The organism is Pseudomonas sp. LAMO17WK12:I5, from assembly GCF_900215165.1.
In the GTDB taxonomy this organism is placed as follows: domain Bacteria; phylum Pseudomonadota; class Gammaproteobacteria; order Pseudomonadales; family Pseudomonadaceae; genus Aquipseudomonas; species Aquipseudomonas putida_A.
In genome coordinates, this window is record NZ_OBDS01000007.1 from 388,832 (window position 1) to 405,694 (window position 16,863).

The window sequence follows — 16,863 nt, forward strand, 5'->3', positions numbered from 1 at the left end:
TTCTTTTACGGCAAGCCTCAGCCCGTCTAGCATCGGTGTTGAAGGGGAAATAACTAACTTTGGGGATTCTGCGCTTAACCAACTCAATACGTTTAACCAGCCTTCACCGCCTTCCTGATTTCTAAAACTACAGCAGACATTGCCGTGCATTGATTGCCGACCCTTTATTGTCGGCAACGGCCGGGTATTAGCTGCGATAAAGGAGCTGTCCCATGTATCAGCGTTCCCGTTCATTACTGGCCATCGCGGTGGTCGGTGCGATCTGGCAAGTTCCGGCGCAAGCCGAAGACACTTCCACCCGCGTTGACGATGACACACGGCTGGGTACCGTGCTGGTCACCGGCACCCGTGGCACCGCGCGTACGGTGCTCGACTCTCCAGTGCCGGTTGACGTGTTGACCGCCGCCGATCTCAAGTCCACCGGCGCGGCCGACGGTGAGCTGGGCCAGGCGCTGCAAACGTTGCTGCCATCGTTCAGCATGCCGCGTCAGTCCAACTCCGGTGGCGCCGACCATGTGCGCGCCGCACAGTTGCGCGGCATGAGTCCGGATCAGGTGCTGGTGCTGGTCAACGGCAAGCGCCGTCACACCTCGGCGGTGGTCAACGACTCGTCGAAAATCGGTCGCGGTACGGCGCCGGTGGACTTCAACTCGATCCCCATCAGCGCGATCAAACGCATCGAAGTGCTGCGCGACGGCGCCGGGGCGCAGTACGGTTCCGACGCGATTGCCGGGGTGATCAACATCATCCTCGACGACGCGCCCGAGGGCGGGGAAGTGTCCACCAGTTACGGCGCGTTTCACACCCATCAGGACGCCATCGGCAGAACCACCACCGACGGCCAGAACAGCGTGACCACCGCGAAGATCGGCACGCGCCTGGGAGAAGAGGGCGGGTTCATTCGCGGCGGCACCGAGTACAAAAATCGCAACCCGACCAACCGCGCCGGTTTCGACGGTTTTGCCGATACCCCGGACCAGCGCAACTACGTGATGGGCGACGGCCTGGCGCGGGACGTCAACCTGTGGTTCAACAGCGAGCTGCCGCTGGCCGGCGGCAAAGCCTACAGCTTCGGCACTTACAACCAGCGCCACACCACCGGCGCCGAATTCTATCGCTACCCCTACGAGCAGCCGCAGTTCTATCCCAACGGCTACCTGCCGCAGTCGCTGGGCGACAACAAGGACGTCTCCGCCACCGCCGGTTTCAAAGGCATGATCGGCGAAGACTGGGACTTCGACAGCAGCGTTACCCATGGCCGTAACCGCTTCGACGGCTCCACTCGCCGCACCCTTAACGTCAGCCTCGGCGAGGACTCGCCGACGAAATTCGACACCGGCGATTACGAGCTGCGCCAGACCACCACCAACCTCGATTTCAGTCGCGAGCTGCGCTTGGGCGGACGCTCGTTCGTGCTGGCGCTGGGCGGCGAATATCGCTACGAAAACTACCTGACCTACGCCGGTGACGAGGCCTCCTACATCGGCTCCGGCGCTGACGGTGCCAACGGTCTGCGCCCCAGCGAAGAGTCGGACCTGGACCGCAACGTGTTTGCTACCTACGCCGAGTTGTCGGGCGATCTCACCGAGCGCTTCTTCGTCGACGCCGCCACGCGTTGGGAACATTACGACGATGCCGGCAGCAAACTCACCGGCAAGCTCAGCGGTCGCTACAAACTGACCGAGCAGTGGGCGCTGCGCGGTGCGGTGTCGAACAACTTCCGCGCGCCGTCGCTGGCGCAGAGCGGGTTCCAGAACACCACCAGCAACTTTGGTGAAGGCGGCACACTCACCGACATCCGTGTGCTTTCGGTCAACGATCCGATCGCCCGCGCGCTGGGGGCCGAGAAGCTCGATCCGGAGACTTCGAAGAACTTCAGCCTCGGCGTGACCTTCCAGCTCAACGAACGCTTCGACGCTTCGCTCGATGTGTTCCGCATCGACGTCAAGGACCGCATCACCCTGTCGCAGCGCATTGGCAGCGACGCCATGGAGCAATACATCAACGACAACTTCGGCGTGGCCGGGGTCCATGACGTCAACTTTTTCACCAACGCCGCCGACACCAGCACCCACGGTGCCGAACTGGTGCTCAACTACCATCAGCCGCTATACGAAGGGCAACTGGGCCTGACCACCGCGTACACCTACAACCACACCAAAGTCACCAGCACCAAAGGCACTCCATCGCAACTGACGGCGTTGGGCATCGGCAACGATGCACTGGTCGGCGTTGAAGAAACCAACACCCTGACCGACGCCGCGCCCAAGGATCGCTTCGTGTTCAGCGCCAACTGGGCCAGCGAACACTGGGGCCTGCTCGGGCGTCTGACCCGTCAGGGCGAGACCACTCGCGTGTTCGACTTTGGCGACTCGCAACCGGAGCAGACCTATGGCGCGGTGTGGCAACTGGATGCCGAGGTGACCTACAAATTCACCCCGAAATTCAGCGTCGCCCTGGGCGGCAACAACCTCACCGACAACTACCCGGAGCGCTCCGGCTCGGCGATCAATTACGGCGGCAACCTGCCGTATGACGTGCTGTCGCCGATCGGCACCAACGGCGCTTATTACTACGCCAGCGCCACTTACGGCTTCTGAGCCGATTCGCCATGGATGGCGGATCTTCTGCGGGACTCTGCATGAATCACTCCAACGGTCCCAAGCGTCACCTGCCGGTAATGCAGGCGTTGCTGATCACGCTGGGCATGGTGATCACCACCGACATCCTCAAGACCGCGCCGACCGTGGCGCTGAACGTCGGGCCTGCCTGGTTCTACTGGATCTGGGTGCTCGGCGGCCTGGCGTCGATGGCCGGGGCGTTGTGCTTTGCCGAAATGGCCACGGCATTTCCACATCCTGGCGGCGACTATCACTTTCTGCGCACGGCCTATGGCGAGCGCATGGGTTTCCTGTTCGCCTGGTCGCGCTTTTCGGTGATGCACACCGGCTGGATCGCCTTGTCGGCGTTCATGTTTGCCGATTACGTCAATGCCGTGGTGCCGCTCGGTCGGTACGGCTCGGGCCTGTTTGCTGGCGGAGTCATCGCTGCGCTGGTATTGCTCAATCTCACTGGCAAGCACATCGGTTTCATCACCCAGACCTTGCTGGTTGGCTTGTTGGCGCTGGGCTTTCTGAGCATCGCCAGCGCCGGTGTGTGGCTGGCGTGGCAGGGGATTGAGGCAGCGCCACCGAACATTTCGGTCACGCCGGAAAACACCGGTATGGCCGGGTTTTCGGCGGCGATGATTTTTGTGTTTCTGGCGTTCGGCGGCTGGAGCGATGCGGCGACCTTGTCGGCGGAAGTGCGCGATGGCCGACGCGGAATATTCATCGCCATGCTCGGTGCGCTGACGGTGCTGATGGCGATTTATCTGGCGCTGAACTGGGCGTTTGTGCGAGGCCTGGGATTCGCTGGACTGGCGGCGAGCAATGCACCGGCGGTGGAACTGTTGAACCATGCATTCGGCGCGCCGGGGGTGCTGCTGATTCTGCTGATGGTCGGCATCGCGGCCATCGCCACTATCAACTCGACCTTGCTGGTCGGCGCCCGCACCACCTATGCCGCGGCTCGCGATGTGCCGCAGTTGCGTCGCTTCGGTGAGTGGCACGAGCGCGACGGCGTGCCGCGCAAGGCCTTGCTGGCGGAGGGCGCGGTGGCGTTGTTGCTGGTGCTGTTCGGCAGTTTCACCCAGAGCGGCTTCAACACCATGGTCGAGTACCTGACCCCAGTGTATTGGTTGTTTCTGAGCTTCAGCAGCCTGGCGCTGATCATCCTGCGCCGGCGTTTTCCCGATGTGCCGAGGCCGGTCCGGGTGCCATTGTATCCTCTGGTGCCGCTGCTGTTTTTCGGACTGTGCCTGTACATGCTCTATTCGAGCGTGACGGTGGTGGGGTGGGGCGCGTTTCTGGGGATTGGCGTGTTGCTGGTCGGCGCGCTGCTGCTGGCGGGATTGAGCCGCCTGGCGTCGACGCCTCGGCAAGCTCTCGGCCAGATCAGCGATTAGAACGATACGTCGGCCGGTTGCGACAGACGCAGTACCGACAGGTCCCCGGTAATGCGTTTGTACGCCAGACGAATCGCCTCGATGTTTCCGGCGTTCTGCGGATTGTTCTCGTGCAGGATCACAATCACCTTGGTGCTCAGCCTCTCCGGCTCCTTCGCCCCATGATCACGCCACTGCCCATAGGCATCGAACACGGTGAAACCGTCGGGAAACCGCGACGTCACTTCCTTGTCGAGAAACTCGCGCCAGCGCGTCGGGCTCACTGCACCGTCCTTGCCATCCACGGTGCCCACCGAGAAGTACAGTTCGGTGCGAATCCATTGCGCCTGCGCCGGGCGCGAGGCGTCGCCTTGCAGGGTCGAACTGGCAGGGTCTTTGGTGTGCACCGAAATAGCAGGAGGACTGGCGCACCCGGCGACAGCGACAAATATTGCAGCCAGTAACAGGCGTCTTTGCATGGAACATCCCTTTTTATGAGTTAAGTGCAGACGCGCAATTATAAGGGGCGAGGTTAATAGCGATAAAAGATTAAAAAGTGGTTTTCTGATTGATTGATGGAATAAGAAAAATAATCGCCCGTGTTAGACCGATAATTTCTTTCGGTTATTTATATAGCGTTGTTTTACATATCCATGATGTCGGATTCGCTGTCAGTACATTTGCTCTTTCTGTCATGGCGTCTACTCTGCTGCTCCAACAGTTCAACGCGCGCGGAACGCTGCGCTTGAGCGGTTTGAACATCGGATTTTGCTGTTCGATGGGCATCTTGTTCCGGTTGCTCCAGTCCATAGAATCAGCGCCATCAACTTTTCATCCAGTTCTTAAATCCTCAGGGAGCTACACCATGATGAACGCCATGCAGATGCAAATGCCAATGAACGCCAACATGCCGATGATGCCAATGACCGGCATGCCGATGATGATGGCGACCATGAGCTGCGAAATGATGGACGACGGCATGATGTGCAAGATGATGCCTGCCGCCGGCATGGACATGGCCATGTTCAAGAACAGCGGCGAAATGATGCAGATGATGATGGACTGCGGCATGCCGATGATGATGCATTGCGGCAACATGAGCATGATGTGCATGTCTCAGGCGGCCATGGCCATGCCGATGATGAACATGATGATGCCGATGCCGATGATGGGCATGCCGATGCCATCGATGAAGTGCGTGATGGAATGCACCATGATGGCTGACTGCATGATGTGCAAAATCATGCCGATGCCCGGCATGAGCATGGACATGATGAAAAACTGCTGTGCTCTGATGATGAAAATGATGAACGACTGCAGCATGCCGATGATGATGAGCTGTAACGGCATGCCGATGATGTGCTGCACCTGCTGATCCCGGCAGCGCAAAAAATGCCCCCGACGGCCTCAGGCCTCGGGGGCTTTTTCATTCTGTTGACCAACACTTATCCAGCCATCACCACAAACCCCTGTGGGAGCCAGCCTGCTGGCGATAGCGGTGAGTCAGGCAACGCAAATGCTGAATGTGCCGACCTTTTCGCGAGCAGGCTCGCTCCCACAAAGGGGCGGTCAGTCCAGGCGTTCGGGGTAGGTCACGACCAGATAGGCCACGGCCTCGCTGTCCGCGGGGTTGCGGTAGCGGTGGGGTTGGTCGGCGTAAAACAGAATCGAGTCGCCGGTGGAGAGCAAATAGCGTTCGTCATTGACGCTGATTTCCAGCACACCTTGAGCCACCACCAGGTTTTCCTGTACGCCCGGCCCATGGCCCTCGGACAGATCCTCGCCCAATGGACTCAAACGCAGTTCATAAAATTCCGACTGCCGCGCCACGTCGAACGGGAACAGCGCACGGCTGACAAAAGCACCGCTGGCACTCACCAGCCGTTTGCTCTGGCTCGCCGACAACACCGCCACGCCCTCAAAGGCACGATGTTCGAGGAACGCTGCCACCGACACCTTCAAGCCCTTGGCGATTTTGCACAGCACCTTGATTGACGGCACGCTGCGCCCGGACTCGATCTGCGCCAGCATTGCCCGACTCACACCACATTGACGCGCCAGTGCATCAAGCGACAAATGCCGTTTGGCGCGCAAGCGTTGCAAATTCTGCGCGACCCGTTCGCAGATCGGGTCTTCTTCCAGTGCTTCGAGGCTGTTCAGATCCAGCACAGGTTCGTCGGCGCTCGCCAGAAAGCGCGAGGGATCACGCGCGTTCACGCTTGGCGAGGCTCGGTCGAACGACTGGCTTGCACCCACTGAAAGGCCTGGTAACCGGCGTTGCGCGCATACATTTCCCACATGGCCCGAGCAGCTTGCTGGGCCTGGCGGCGTTTGCGGTAGGCGACGAAGTCGATCAGGTTGGCAGTCGGGTTCATGGCGCACTTCACTGTGATCAATGAGGGATTGACTCAGAGAGTACGCAATAATTTTTATAACGATAAATAATGATTTTGTATTTATTAATGCTTTTAAGTTCTTTGGCGAGGGCGTCGCTCAGCGCCCCTCATGCTGCTTGCGATAAGCCCCCGGTTGCACCCCCACCGACTTGGCAAACGCTCGGGTAAATGCAGCGATCGACTGATAGCCCACGGCCGCGCACACCTGTTCCACCGTGTGATTGGCCCGCAGCAACTGGCAGGCATGCCGAATGCGCAACGCCAGCAATACCTGCCCCGGCGATTGCCCGGCCAGTTCGTTGAAGCGTTTGAAAAACGCCGAGCGCGACAGGCCGATACTCGCCGCCATGCTCTCCAGCGACCACGGTAATTGCGGTTGTTCGATCAACTGGTCCAGCAACGGCGCGAACTGCGGATTGCGCGCTAAAGCCACGAGACCGCCGAGGCTCTGGTTGTCGGCCATCTGTTGGCGCAACACATACAAAAACAGCAGATGACTCAAGCGTTCGAGCAGCGCCGAGGAGGGCGCCGGCAAGCGTTCGCACTCTTGCAGGATCAACTCGAACAAGGCTCGCGCGGCGCTCGAAGAAGGATCGCCCGCGCGCAGGATGATCCAGTCCGGCAGGCCTTCGGTGATCAGCGACGACAGCCCGGACTTGAAATGAAAGAACCCGCAGACCAGCCCGACGCCATCCTGTGCCTGACTGTCGAGCGCGGTCATGGCCCTTCGCGGCAGCGTTTGGGCGATGGCCGGCTCTTCGGCGCTGGAGAGGCGGTAGTTCAGATCGCGCAGCAGAAATACCGCATCTCCGGCGTTCAACGCTACCGACTGCTCCTGCCCGTCAATGTGCAGCCAGCAGCTGCCCTGCACGATCAAGTGAAAACTGGCGCGCGCCAGCTCGTGTGTACTTGCATGCCAGCCACCGCAATAGCGCCCGACGTGAAACAGGCTGGCATCGAGTTCGAGGCTTTCTAATAACCAATCAACCAGGGGGCTGGACGAAATCATCTAATGGAAACACTCAAGAGCAAGTAATCGCTACTTTAGAATATGGATCGAAATTTTTATAACCAACAGACTGGCCGGACACTCAACAACAGGAGTCCACTCCATGTCGCGCGTCACTCTTCACACCGTGCAAAGCGCTCCCGAAGCCGCCAGACCGTTTCTGGAAAACGCTCAGAAGAACTCCGGATTCATTCCGAACCTGCTGGCCGTGCTGGCCAATGCCCCGGCCGCGCTGGAAACCTACGTTACGGTATCGGCGCTCAATGGCAAGTCCGAACTCAGCCTTGCCGAGCGCGAAGTGGTGCAACTGATTGCGGCGACCAACCATGGTTGCGATTTCTGTGTCGCAGGTCATACCGCCGTGGCGCTGAATAAGGCCAAACTGCCGCCGGAAGTGGTCAGTGCGCTGCGTGAGAAAGCCACCTTGCCCGTGGAAAAACTGGAAACCCTGGCCGCGTTTGCCCGCGAAGTGATCGCCACCCGGGGCAAGGTCAGCGACCAGACCTTCAACCAATTCAAGGCTGCCGGCTACACCGAAGGCAATGCGCTGGAAGTGATCCTCGGCATCAGCCTGGCGACCCTGTGCAACTTCGCCAACGTGTTCGCCGACACGCCGCTCAACCCCGAGCTGGCGCCGTATCGCGCGTAATCGGCCAGCGCTTCAGGCCGCATCGTCTATGGTTGATGCGGCTGCTTACAAGGAGAGAAACGACATGCTCAATCAGGCATTGACGCAATGGCTGGAACACAACGCCCAGGCCCTGGATGCGGGCGACGGCGATCCACAACAGGTGCTGACGCAACTGGCGCAGGCCGGCGTGCTACGGGTCGGCATCAGCCCGGCGCTGGGCGGCAGCGGTGGTCACGTCAGTGATGCCGTGGAAACCCTGGCTGCCGTCGCCAGCCATTCATTGGCGGCGGCGTTTGTGTTCTGGGGCCAACGGGCCTTCATCGAATATCTGTTGCACAGCCCCAACGCGGCGCTGAGGGAAAAACTGCTGCCGGCGTTGCTCCGCGGAGAGCTGGCCGGGGCTACCGGTTTGTCCAACGCGATGAAATACCTGTCGGGCATCGAGGCCCTGCAAGTGCGTGCCGCCAATACCGCAGACGGCTGGACCTTGAACGGGCGTCTGCACTGGGTGACCAATCTGCGCCAAAGCGGTTTCGTGGTGGCGGCGGCAATAGAGCACAAGGAGGGTGGTTCGCCGTTCGTGCTGGCGATCGCCGATGACGCTGCCGGCGTACAACGTTCCGCCGATCTGCAACTGATGGGGCTGCAATCGAGCAACACCGCTGCGATCGATTTCGCGCAAGTGGCGGTCGGACGCGAATGGCTGCTGCATGACGATGCGCGCAAGTTTCTGCCAGCGGTGCGCCCGGCGTTCCTTGGCTTGCAGTGCGGCATGGCGATTGGTCTGGCGCGACGGGCGCTGGCCGAGGTCGAAGGGCATTTGCAGGACGGCCGTTCGATTCTGCTGGAGCCGTTGCAGGAACAACGCGAGCAACTGGCGCAGAGCGTCGATGCGCTTAAGCAAGGTTTGCACGACGGGCGTTTCCTGACCCAGCCGGGCGCGTTGTTCCAGATCCGCATCGCGCTGGCCGAATCCGCCGCCAATGCCGTGCAACTGGAATTGCAATCCAGCGGCGGCAAGGCCTATCTGACCGAGCACGGCAGCGGTTTCGCCCGGCGCTGGCGCGAGTCGGCGTTCGTGCCGATTGTCACCCCAAGCCTGGTGCAACTGCGCGCCGAATTGCAGCGGCAGAAACGGGAAGCGACGGCATGACGGCGCCGGTGCTGGAAGCGCAGGGCATCAGCCTCGGCTACCCGCGAGAGCAGGGCTGGCACACGGTGCTGGAACACTTCGACCTGCAATTGCAGCCCGGTGAAGTGGTGACCATTCTCGGCCCCAGCGGTGTCGGCAAATCCAGTCTGCTGCGAGTGCTGGCGGGTTTGCAGGCACCGCAACAGGGGCGGGTGAGCCTGCTTGGCGAACCGCTGACCGGTGCGCATCCACGGGTCGCAGTGGCGTTTCAGGATCCGAGCCTGTTGCCGTGGCTGACCCTGGAAAACAACGTTGCCTTCGGTCTCGACTTCGCCCGCCAGCCGCATCTCACGGCCGAGCAGCGCAAGGCGCGGATCGACCACGCCATTGCTGCGGTCGGCCTCGAACATGCACGTCAGCAGCACCCGGCGCAGTTGTCCGGCGGCATGGCCCAGCGCACCGCGTTGGCCCGCTGTCTGGCGCGGCAGCCGCAGGTGCTGTTGCTCGATGAACCGTTCGGTGCGCTGGATGAAATCACCCGCGCCGACATGCAGCAGTTGCTCCTGCAACTGATTGCCGAGCACCACACCGCCGCCGTGTTGATCACCCACGACATCGACGAAGCCCTGCTGCTTTCCGAGCGGATTCTGCTACTGGGTAACAGCCCGGCGCACATCCTCGGCGAGTGGCGCATCGACCTGCCTCAGCCGCGTGCCGAGCTGGTCGAGGAACTGGGCGCGCTGCGCATCGACATCCTCAAAACCCTTCGGCGGGCGAGCCGCAATCCTCTTACTCAACCTGTGCCCGCTATGTCGGAGATTGACCATGTGCCTGGACGACTTCACTCACACACGTCGTGACTTCCTCAAACTCAGCGCGCTGCTGACCGCTGGCGGCGCGTTGCCGCTGCTCAACAGTCTCAGCGCGCGCGCCGCTGCCGAGCCGAACGCGCCAGTGCGCATCGGTTATCTGCCGATCACCGACGCCACGCCGCTGCTGGTCGCGCACAACAATGGCCTGTTCGAAGCCGAAGGGATTCAGGCCGAACGCCCGGTGCTGCTGCGCAGTTGGGCACAGGTGATCGAGGCGTTCATTTCCGGGCAGGTCAACGTGATTCACCTGTTGTCGCCGATGACCGTGTGGGCGCGTTACGGCAGCAAGGTGCCGGCCAAGGTTGTGGCGTGGAACCACGTCGGCGGCTCGGGCCTGACCGTGGCGCCGGGCATCACCGAGGTCAAGCAACTTGGCGGGCAGTCGGTGGCGATTCCGTTCTGGTATTCGATTCATAACGTGGTGGTGCAGCAGCTGTTCCGCGATCACGGGCTGGTGCCGGTGAGCAAATCCGCGAGTGCTGTGCTGGCGCCGAACGAGGTCAATCTGCTGGTGCTGCCGCCGTCGGACATGCCGCCAGCCCTGGCGAGCAAACGCATTGCCGGCTACATCGTCGCCGAGCCGTTCAACGCCCTGGCCGAGGAACTCAAGGTTGGCCGCGTGCAGCGCTTTACCGGCGACGTCTGGCGCAATCACGCCTGCTGCGTGGTGTTCATGCACGAGCAGGATCTGAACAACCGCCCCGAGTGGTCGCAGAAAGTGGTGAACGCCATCGTCAAGGCGCAGGTCTGGACCCGCGACAACCGCGCCGAGGCGGCGAAACTGTTGTCCAAGGACGGCGCCAATCGCTACACGCCGCACGCGCAACCGGTGCTCGACCGGGTGCTGTCGCCGGCCACTAGCGACCGCGAGCAGTATCTGGCCAGCGGCGCGATCCAGCACAGCCATTGGGACGAGCAGCGCATCGATTTTCAGCCGTACCCGTTCCCCAGCTACACCGAAGAACTGGTCAAACGTCTGAAGGACACGCTGATCGAGGGCGACAAGGGTTTCCTTGCCAACCTCGATCCGCAGCAAACCGCTCGGGATCTGGTAGACGATCGCTTCGTGCGCAATGCCATTGCTACAGTCGGCGGGATGAAGGCATTCGGATTACCGGAAAGCTTCGAACGCAGCGAGGAGTTCAGCCTCTGATGCGTCAGCGATCTTCTTCGACCGTTCATGGTTTGTTGGGTGTGGCGGGACTGTTGGGCCTGTTGCTGCTGTGGTGGCTGGGCGTACACGTGTTCGGCGGCAACGACAGCCTGGCGCTGCGCTTTTCACCCGAGGCAACCCTGGCGAGCCTCGGCGAACTGCTGCTGCGCCCGGAGCTGTACGAGCATGTGCTGGTCAGCCTGAAGCGGATTCTGGTCGGTCTGCTGTTGGCGCTGTTGATCGGTGTGCCACTGGGCTTGATGATCGGCAGCTACCGGCATCTGGAAGCGGCGACCACGCCGGCGTTTCAGTTTCTGCGGATGATTTCTCCGCTGTCGTGGATGCCGGTGGTGGTGATGCTGATGGGCGTTGGCGATCAGCCGATCTACTTTCTGCTGACCTTTGCCGCGGTGTGGCCGATCCTGCTCAACACCGTGGCCGGCGTGCGTCAGCTCGACCCGCGCTGGCTGCAACTCAGCCGCAGCCTCAGCGCCACCCGCTGGGAAACCCTGCGCAAGGTGATCCTGCCCGGCGTGCTCGGCCATGTGCTGACCGGGGTGCGGCTGTCGATCGGCATTTTGTGGATCGTGCTGGTGCCGTGCGAGATGCTCGGCGTCAGCGCCGGGTTGGGCTACTTCATCCTCGATACGCGTGATCGTCTGGCGTATTCGGAACTGATGGCGATGGTACTGCTGATCGGCGTACTGGGTTTTGCCCTGGATGCGTTGGCGCGCTGGCTGCATCGGCGTTGGGCGCCGGCATGAGCCTCTTCCCGCCACCATCACGTTGACTGACACACCGCCATCGCTGGCAAGCCAGCTCCCACAATGATCTCGGCCAGTCGCCAACTCCTCGCCCACCGCAGAACCCTGTAGGAGTGAGCCTGCTCGCGAAGGGGCCGGGTCAGTCACCCCCCGCTGTGACTGAACCACCGCCATCGCGAGCAGGCTCACTCCTACAATGCTTCAGGCCGGCCGGCACATTTGCGTTAACCGCAAACCCCTGTGGGAGCTGGCTTGCCAGCGATGGGGCCGTGTCAGCCGCCATCACTTCAGACTGACCCACCGCCGTCGCTGGCAAGTCACCTTCCACAGGGGGTGGTCTGCTACGGCGTGGCGGCGGGTTTCGCCAGCGCAATCCCCGCATCCCCCAGTCGCTTGAGTATCTCGAACAGCAGATCACTCTTGGTCCCGCCGACGATCCGTGGGCTGCCGACGTAGCCGGTCACCGTCAAGGTGATGCCATCGGGCGACAGCTTGCTGAAGCGCACGTACGACGCCGGTTTGTCGAGGATGTTTTCGTTTTCGTGGTAGGTGTTCAGCAGCAGTTCCTTGACCTGTTCGGGGTCGATGTCGAGCGGGAACATCAGCTCCAGGCTTGCCACCCCCTGGGCGCTGCCGCCGAGGGTGACGTTGCGCAGGTTCTGCGAGATCAGTTGCGAGTTGGGCACGATCACGATGGAGCGGTCGCTGAGCTGGATTTCCGTGGCGCGCACGTTGATCCGGCGGATGTCGCCCTCGACGCCGCTGATGCTGATCAGGTCGCCGACCTTCACCGGGCGTTCGGTGAGCAGGATCAGCCCGGAGACGAAGTTCTTGACGATCTCCTGCAAACCGAAACCGATCCCCACCGAGAGCGCACTGACGATCCACGCCAGATTGGTCCAGCGCACGCCCAGCGACGACAGCGTCAGGAGGATGACCGTGGCATAACCGATGTTGGAAAACAGCGTGCTCAGCGACGCGCACATGCCCGGATCCATGTCGGTCTTGGGCAGGAATTCATTGTCGAGCCAACGGCGCAAAGCGCGGATCAGGTAGATGCCGATCAGCAACGCCAGCACGGCATTGATCAGATGCGCCGGAACGATGTTCAGCTTGCGCAATCCGGCGCCGCCGAGAATGCCCATGACATTGGTGGTCAGTTGCCCGAACGTGGTGCCGATGCCGCCGACGAACAGGGTAATCACCGCCAGCAACAGCAGCCCGGCGCGGCTGGCACCGGACAGCACAATCGAAATCTGCTCCAGCCGCCGGTCGCCCATGCCCAGGGTCTGCTTGATGGTCTTGCCGGCCGAGTAGCGCGGCGAAAACAGGTATTCGCAGGCGTCCTTGACCACCTGCACCAGCAAATAGAACCCGGCCAGCACGATATAGGCCCAGACCAACTCATAGGTGACGAAGCGGGCCAGCGACACGTAGCCGGTGAGCAAGGCCAGCGCCGATATGCACATGCACACCGTGGCAATGCTGTAGATCGCCCCGGCAAACGTGCTGCCGGCCTCCGGTTCATTGGCGGTGAGCAACGCTTTGCGCACTTTGCCGACGCGCAACAGCAGCGGCACTAGAATCACGATCACCACGATGGCAATCACCCCACGCTGGGCGATCACGATCTGGCTGCTCATGCCGGTGGCGTTGCTGACCTGCACCAGCGTTACCAGCACCAGCAGAGTGGCAGCGAGAATCCTTGGATAGGGCCGCAATGCCAGCGCCACCGAGTCGGCTATCGCCGGCAGCCGCCATGAAGGATGCTGAGTCGACAGCAGCGCGCGGCTCAGCGCGGTGATCAGGACGCAGGCGTAAACGGCTTTTTCGAACTCCTCGGAAAAAGTCTGCAGCATGGGCGTCAGCGGTTCGTGACGGGTGCAGGCGTAGAACAGCAGATGCAGGGCGATGGCCGTGGTGCCAAGGGTCGCCAGCGCCGAAGCGAACGCCAGCGCGCTGCGGCGCAGGCGCCCCTCCGGCATGCGGTGGATGCAAACCCAGGTCAGGCCGCGCTCGGCGAGTCGGCGGCCGACCGTCCAGAAAGCCAGCGCCAGCAACACCAGCACACAGGTGAAAAAGCGCTGCCCGGGCGCCCAGACCGTGGCCCAGGTGAGGTTCACCTGATCGATGAAAAACTTCAGGCGCTGACGATCATCCGGTTCCGGCACCACCAACGGCGACCAGAAGTCTGGACTCAGGATGCTGTCGGTGCGCAGCGTCAGTTCGCTTTCGAGCAGTGTGCGGCGAATGCCGGCGATTTGCGTGATCAGCTCGGCGGCGCTTTGTTTGAGCGCGGCAAGGCTTTTGAGCGTGGCATCGACCTTGTTTTTCTGCTCGTTGAGCTGCGCCCGTTGCGCGGCGATTTCCGCCTGTTCGGCGGCAATCTGCGTATCCGGCGCCGCGCCGAGCACCCCCAGTTGCACCGCCAGTTGTGCCTGCTGCGGCAACAACGACGCCGACAACCGATCGACATCCAGAATGAACGTCTGCACCCGGTCTTGCGGGCCTTCGAGCTGGTTGTAGTTGTTGGCGGCGGAAATCTGCTGCTTCAGCCCGTCGAGGCGCAGTTGCAGGGCCTGCAGATCACTTTGCGAGACCTCCACCAGCGGCGCCGCAGCGGTCGCCGAGGGCGCCGGCAAATCCGCCGCCCACGACGCCGAACCGCTCGGAGCGAGCAGGAGCAGCGCGACAAACAACAATGAGTTCAATGTGTTGCGCATGAGAGGGGCCGGTTCTCGTTGATCACACAAGCTATGAGGTTAGGTGATCGAACCGGGCACGGCGGAAAATTTCGGGGGGAGCAGGGCATGCGTTTCAAAAAAACTCGGTGACAGGCATGCTATGGCTCACGCCAATGTTCGGACGTCAGGGATAGTCAGCTCCATGTGGAAAGTTTTGTTGCAAAGACTCACCGGAAAAACTTCCACCACTGCAAAAACCGAACGCTCAGTAGATCCAGTAGATCCAGTAGATCCAGTAGATCCACCAGAAGCATTGCCAGTGCGTGACTGGAAGTGGCTGGTCACGTCCTGGGATGGATTCGACCGGGAGGCCGGTCTACGGCAAATCCGCTCATCGCAATCGACCGAGCGGCTGGCGTCCATTATCGTGCGGCTCAACGACTGGGTGCCGCAGGTACGCGCGGCGGCCAGAGACGCTTTCGCAGACTACCTGACCCCCGAGTATGGCCCTTGGCTGATCGCCAAGACTCCCGCCATCCTTGCCCTTGAGCAGCGCCGACGCGAAGACCACGGCGTTACTATCCAAAAGCTTGAAGCGCTGCTGGCAACACCCGAATGCCTCGCGCAAACCACAGCTGCCTTCGAAACCAGCCGTGGCGCCTGTACGCGGTTGTTTTTCAGGGTACTCGCTCAGACAAAGCGCGCAGATGAGCTGGAGGCGTTTCTTGTCGCGAGCCTTCATCATGCAGATTTCAGTGTGCGGCGGGCTGCGCTCGGCAGGGCAATGGCGCTGCCTCTGGAATCGGCGCAGAAGGCCATTGCCTATGGACTCGCCAGCAACAGCAGCATTCTCAGGCGGCTGTCGTTTCTGCAAGCTATTGAGTTGCAAACGGATCGCACACGACTGATCGAAGACTTTCTGACCGACCCATCTTCTGCAGCAAGATCGACTGCACTCTGGGCCGCCAGAAAGTATGGCGTCGACCCGTTGCAGGTACTTCAAGCACAACTGGCAGGCGAGATTCCCGCGACCAAAGCCCGCTGGCTTGGCGTACTCGGGTTGGCGCAGTCGCTTGGCATGGCGATCCCGCAAGGGTGGATGAACTCAGCCCTCAGCCAAAACAGTGGCGAGGTTCGGTCGCTGGTCCTGAGCCTCGAAGGAGAGGGCCGGCCTGATTTACTGATCGCGGCGATCGCGGATCCGTCACGCCCGGTGTTCGAGGCCGGGGTACGCGGCCTGCGCCCGCAGCCATGGAAAGTCATCGAGTTCGCATTCAGCGCTCAGCTCGAAACACTCTGGCCAACGTTATCCGCCTCTCGACGTCAGGCACTGCTTGAGCTGATGCCCAAATGGACACAAGCCGGGTATCTGTTGCAGCAGCTGTCTCGCACACCTGCTGAACCTTCCGTGCTTGAGCAGTTGCGTGCATGGGTCTATGGCCAGACTTACTCGATTACTGACCGCGAAACATCGGAAAGCGAGCGTGCCCGAGTTGTCGCGAAACTGACTGCGCTTGAGAAGGGCGGGGTATTGCCGAAAGGGTCGGTTGCCAGGCTGACGTGAAGGTGATGTCAGGCAGGCATGAGTGCTCGAACCCGAATAGGTTGAATCGGGGAAGGTCTGTTATGCGGTTAGATTAGGATCACGTCTGCTTGCTGTCAGGGCCTGTCCACGACATTTCAATATGCGTGTCTGTCGTGCCAGTCTGGCGAAAGCCCAGCCGTTCATAGAGCTTCTGCGCCAGAGTGTTCGTGCGAAAAGCGCCCAACTGCAACGGCACCTTGCGGGCAGCGGCTTGCAGCTGGAGGTTCTTCAGAATGCGCGAGCCAATGCCCTTGCCTTGGTACTCGGGCGAAATAGCGATGTTCTGAATATGGATTCGATCTTCCTTGTCCAGAATCTGCACATAGCCAACAATCCGGCCGTCTTGTTCAATAACCGAAGTGGCCGCGCAGGCGAATTCCGTTGCGAAATTTGCGCGTTGCCAACTCTCATCCCAGCCCCATATTTTCTCGATGTGTTCGCGGAAGACTGCTCGATGCAAGTCGAAGAGGGCTGGCTGGTCGCTATCGGTGGCGGGGCGTAGCGTCATGCGGGTCTCTGATTTGTGCTTTTGACCTGGTGAGGCTAGTGGCTGCAACACAAAACGGCAATTCGGATCGATATGCCGCGCAGAATCTGACTGGCCCAAATACACTCAAAGCGCCACCCGCTGCAGAAACTTCCTGACCTCCAG

15 protein-coding genes are annotated in these 16,863 nt (G+C 61.2%); 9 read left to right on the top strand and 6 right to left on the bottom strand.

Annotation, left to right across the window (positions count from 1 at the left end):
• Window positions 1–212 precede the first annotated feature (212 nt).
• Window positions 213–2,600, top strand: a complete 2,388-nt coding sequence (locus CRO59_RS14895) for a TonB-dependent siderophore receptor (RefSeq protein ID WP_097087867.1) — start codon at window positions 213–215, stop codon at window positions 2,598–2,600.
• Between the two features lie 41 nt (window positions 2,601–2,641).
• Entirely contained in the window at window positions 2,642–4,006 is a 1,365-nt protein-coding gene (locus tag CRO59_RS14900) for an APC family permease (RefSeq protein WP_097087865.1), read from the top strand.
• On the opposite strand, the gene CRO59_RS14905 is transcribed toward CRO59_RS14900, so the two are convergent.
• Window positions 4,003–4,464, bottom strand: coding sequence for a DUF3574 domain-containing protein (locus CRO59_RS14905; RefSeq protein ID WP_097087863.1), 462 nt, complete (start codon window positions 4,462–4,464; stop codon window positions 4,003–4,005). The genes CRO59_RS14900 and CRO59_RS14905 overlap by 4 nt on opposite strands.
• Before the next feature lie 386 nt (window positions 4,465–4,850).
• On the opposite strand from CRO59_RS14905, the gene CRO59_RS14910 reads away from it, so the two are divergent.
• Window positions 4,851–5,360: a hypothetical protein gene (locus CRO59_RS14910; RefSeq protein WP_007966376.1), complete on the top strand. Its 510-nt coding sequence runs from the start codon at window positions 4,851–4,853 to the stop codon at window positions 5,358–5,360.
• Window positions 5,361–5,554: 194 nt separating this feature from the next.
• Here CRO59_RS14910 and CRO59_RS14915 read toward each other — a convergent pair whose 3' ends face one another.
• From CRO59_RS14915 to CRO59_RS14920, 3 genes are all read right to left on the bottom strand, one after another.
• Window positions 5,555–6,145, bottom strand: a complete 591-nt coding sequence (locus tag CRO59_RS14915) for a helix-turn-helix domain-containing protein (protein WP_177325665.1) — start codon at window positions 6,143–6,145, stop codon at window positions 5,555–5,557.
• A gap of 53 nt (window positions 6,146–6,198) precedes the next feature.
• Window positions 6,199–6,360 carry a hypothetical protein gene (locus CRO59_RS28775; RefSeq protein WP_007966374.1) on the bottom strand — a complete coding sequence of 54 codons (162 nt, stop codon included), beginning with the start codon at window positions 6,358–6,360 and terminating at the stop codon, window positions 6,199–6,201.
• A gap of 118 nt (window positions 6,361–6,478) precedes the next feature.
• Window positions 6,479–7,390 carry an AraC family transcriptional regulator gene (locus CRO59_RS14920; protein ID WP_097087862.1) on the bottom strand — a complete coding sequence of 304 codons (912 nt, stop codon included), beginning with the start codon at window positions 7,388–7,390 and terminating at the stop codon, window positions 6,479–6,481.
• Window positions 7,391–7,493: 103 nt separating this feature from the next.
• On the opposite strand from CRO59_RS14920, the gene CRO59_RS14925 reads away from it, so the two are divergent.
• The 5 genes from CRO59_RS14925 to CRO59_RS14945 all read left to right on the top strand — a co-directional run bounded on the left by CRO59_RS14925 (window position 7,494) and on the right by CRO59_RS14945 (window position 11,942).
• A complete protein-coding gene (locus CRO59_RS14925) occupies window positions 7,494–8,039 on the top strand; it encodes a carboxymuconolactone decarboxylase family protein (RefSeq protein ID WP_097087860.1) in 546 nt (181 codons plus the stop codon).
• Between the two features lie 64 nt (window positions 8,040–8,103).
• Entirely contained in the window at window positions 8,104–9,174 is a 1,071-nt protein-coding gene (locus CRO59_RS14930; RefSeq protein ID WP_097087859.1) for an acyl-CoA dehydrogenase family protein, read from the top strand.
• On the top strand, window positions 9,171–10,013 hold the full coding sequence (locus tag CRO59_RS14935) for an ABC transporter ATP-binding protein (RefSeq protein WP_097087857.1): 843 nt from the start codon (window positions 9,171–9,173) through the stop codon (window positions 10,011–10,013). Before CRO59_RS14930 ends, CRO59_RS14935 begins: the two co-directional genes overlap by 4 nt.
• Complete coding sequence (locus CRO59_RS14940; RefSeq protein ID WP_097087856.1) at window positions 9,979–11,178, top strand: ABC transporter substrate-binding protein; 1,200 nt, start codon at window positions 9,979–9,981, stop codon at window positions 11,176–11,178. Before CRO59_RS14935 ends, CRO59_RS14940 begins: the two co-directional genes overlap by 35 nt.
• Entirely contained in the window at window positions 11,178–11,942 is a 765-nt protein-coding gene (locus tag CRO59_RS14945; RefSeq protein ID WP_097087854.1) for an ABC transporter permease, read from the top strand. Before CRO59_RS14940 ends, CRO59_RS14945 begins: the two co-directional genes overlap by 1 nt.
• A 341-nt stretch (window positions 11,943–12,283) precedes the next feature.
• Here the strand turns inward: CRO59_RS14945 and CRO59_RS14950 are convergent, their stop codons facing one another.
• A complete protein-coding gene (locus CRO59_RS14950) occupies window positions 12,284–14,665 on the bottom strand; it encodes a DUF3772 domain-containing protein (protein ID WP_097087852.1) in 2,382 nt (793 codons plus the stop codon).
• A 163-nt stretch (window positions 14,666–14,828) separates the two neighbouring features.
• On the opposite strand from CRO59_RS14950, the gene CRO59_RS14955 reads away from it, so the two are divergent.
• Window positions 14,829–16,190: a hypothetical protein gene (locus tag CRO59_RS14955; protein ID WP_143503074.1), complete on the top strand. Its 1,362-nt coding sequence runs from the start codon at window positions 14,829–14,831 to the stop codon at window positions 16,188–16,190.
• Between the two features lie 79 nt (window positions 16,191–16,269).
• Here CRO59_RS14955 and CRO59_RS14960 read toward each other — a convergent pair whose 3' ends face one another.
• Window positions 16,270–16,719 (bottom strand): GNAT family N-acetyltransferase, encoded by a 450-nt coding sequence (locus tag CRO59_RS14960; protein ID WP_097087849.1) that lies wholly within the window; start codon window positions 16,717–16,719, stop codon window positions 16,270–16,272.
• Between the last annotated feature and the right edge of the window lie 144 nt (window positions 16,720–16,863).

Coding starts and splice junctions, on each gene's coding strand:
- CRO59_RS14895 (WP_097087867.1), top strand. CDS start 213: ATGTATCAGCGTTCCCGTTCATTACTGGCCATCGCGGTGGTCGGTGCG.
- CRO59_RS14900 (WP_097087865.1), top strand. CDS start 2,642: ATGAATCACTCCAACGGTCCCAAGCGTCACCTGCCGGTAATGCAGGCG.
- CRO59_RS14905 (WP_097087863.1), bottom strand. CDS start 4,464: ATGCAAAGACGCCTGTTACTGGCTGCAATATTTGTCGCTGTCGCCGGG.
- CRO59_RS14910 (WP_007966376.1), top strand. CDS start 4,851: ATGATGAACGCCATGCAGATGCAAATGCCAATGAACGCCAACATGCCG.
- CRO59_RS28775 (WP_007966374.1), bottom strand. CDS start 6,360: ATGAACCCGACTGCCAACCTGATCGACTTCGTCGCCTACCGCAAACGC.
- CRO59_RS14920 (WP_097087862.1), bottom strand. CDS start 7,390: ATGATTTCGTCCAGCCCCCTGGTTGATTGGTTATTAGAAAGCCTCGAA.
- CRO59_RS14925 (WP_097087860.1), top strand. CDS start 7,494: ATGTCGCGCGTCACTCTTCACACCGTGCAAAGCGCTCCCGAAGCCGCC.
- CRO59_RS14930 (WP_097087859.1), top strand. CDS start 8,104: ATGCTCAATCAGGCATTGACGCAATGGCTGGAACACAACGCCCAGGCC.
- CRO59_RS14935 (WP_097087857.1), top strand. CDS start 9,171: ATGACGGCGCCGGTGCTGGAAGCGCAGGGCATCAGCCTCGGCTACCCG.
- CRO59_RS14940 (WP_097087856.1), top strand. CDS start 9,979: ATGTGCCTGGACGACTTCACTCACACACGTCGTGACTTCCTCAAACTC.
- CRO59_RS14945 (WP_097087854.1), top strand. CDS start 11,178: ATGCGTCAGCGATCTTCTTCGACCGTTCATGGTTTGTTGGGTGTGGCG.
- CRO59_RS14950 (WP_097087852.1), bottom strand. CDS start 14,665: ATGCGCAACACATTGAACTCATTGTTGTTTGTCGCGCTGCTCCTGCTC.
- CRO59_RS14955 (WP_143503074.1), top strand. CDS start 14,829: ATGTGGAAAGTTTTGTTGCAAAGACTCACCGGAAAAACTTCCACCACT.
- CRO59_RS14960 (WP_097087849.1), bottom strand. CDS start 16,719: ATGACGCTACGCCCCGCCACCGATAGCGACCAGCCAGCCCTCTTCGAC.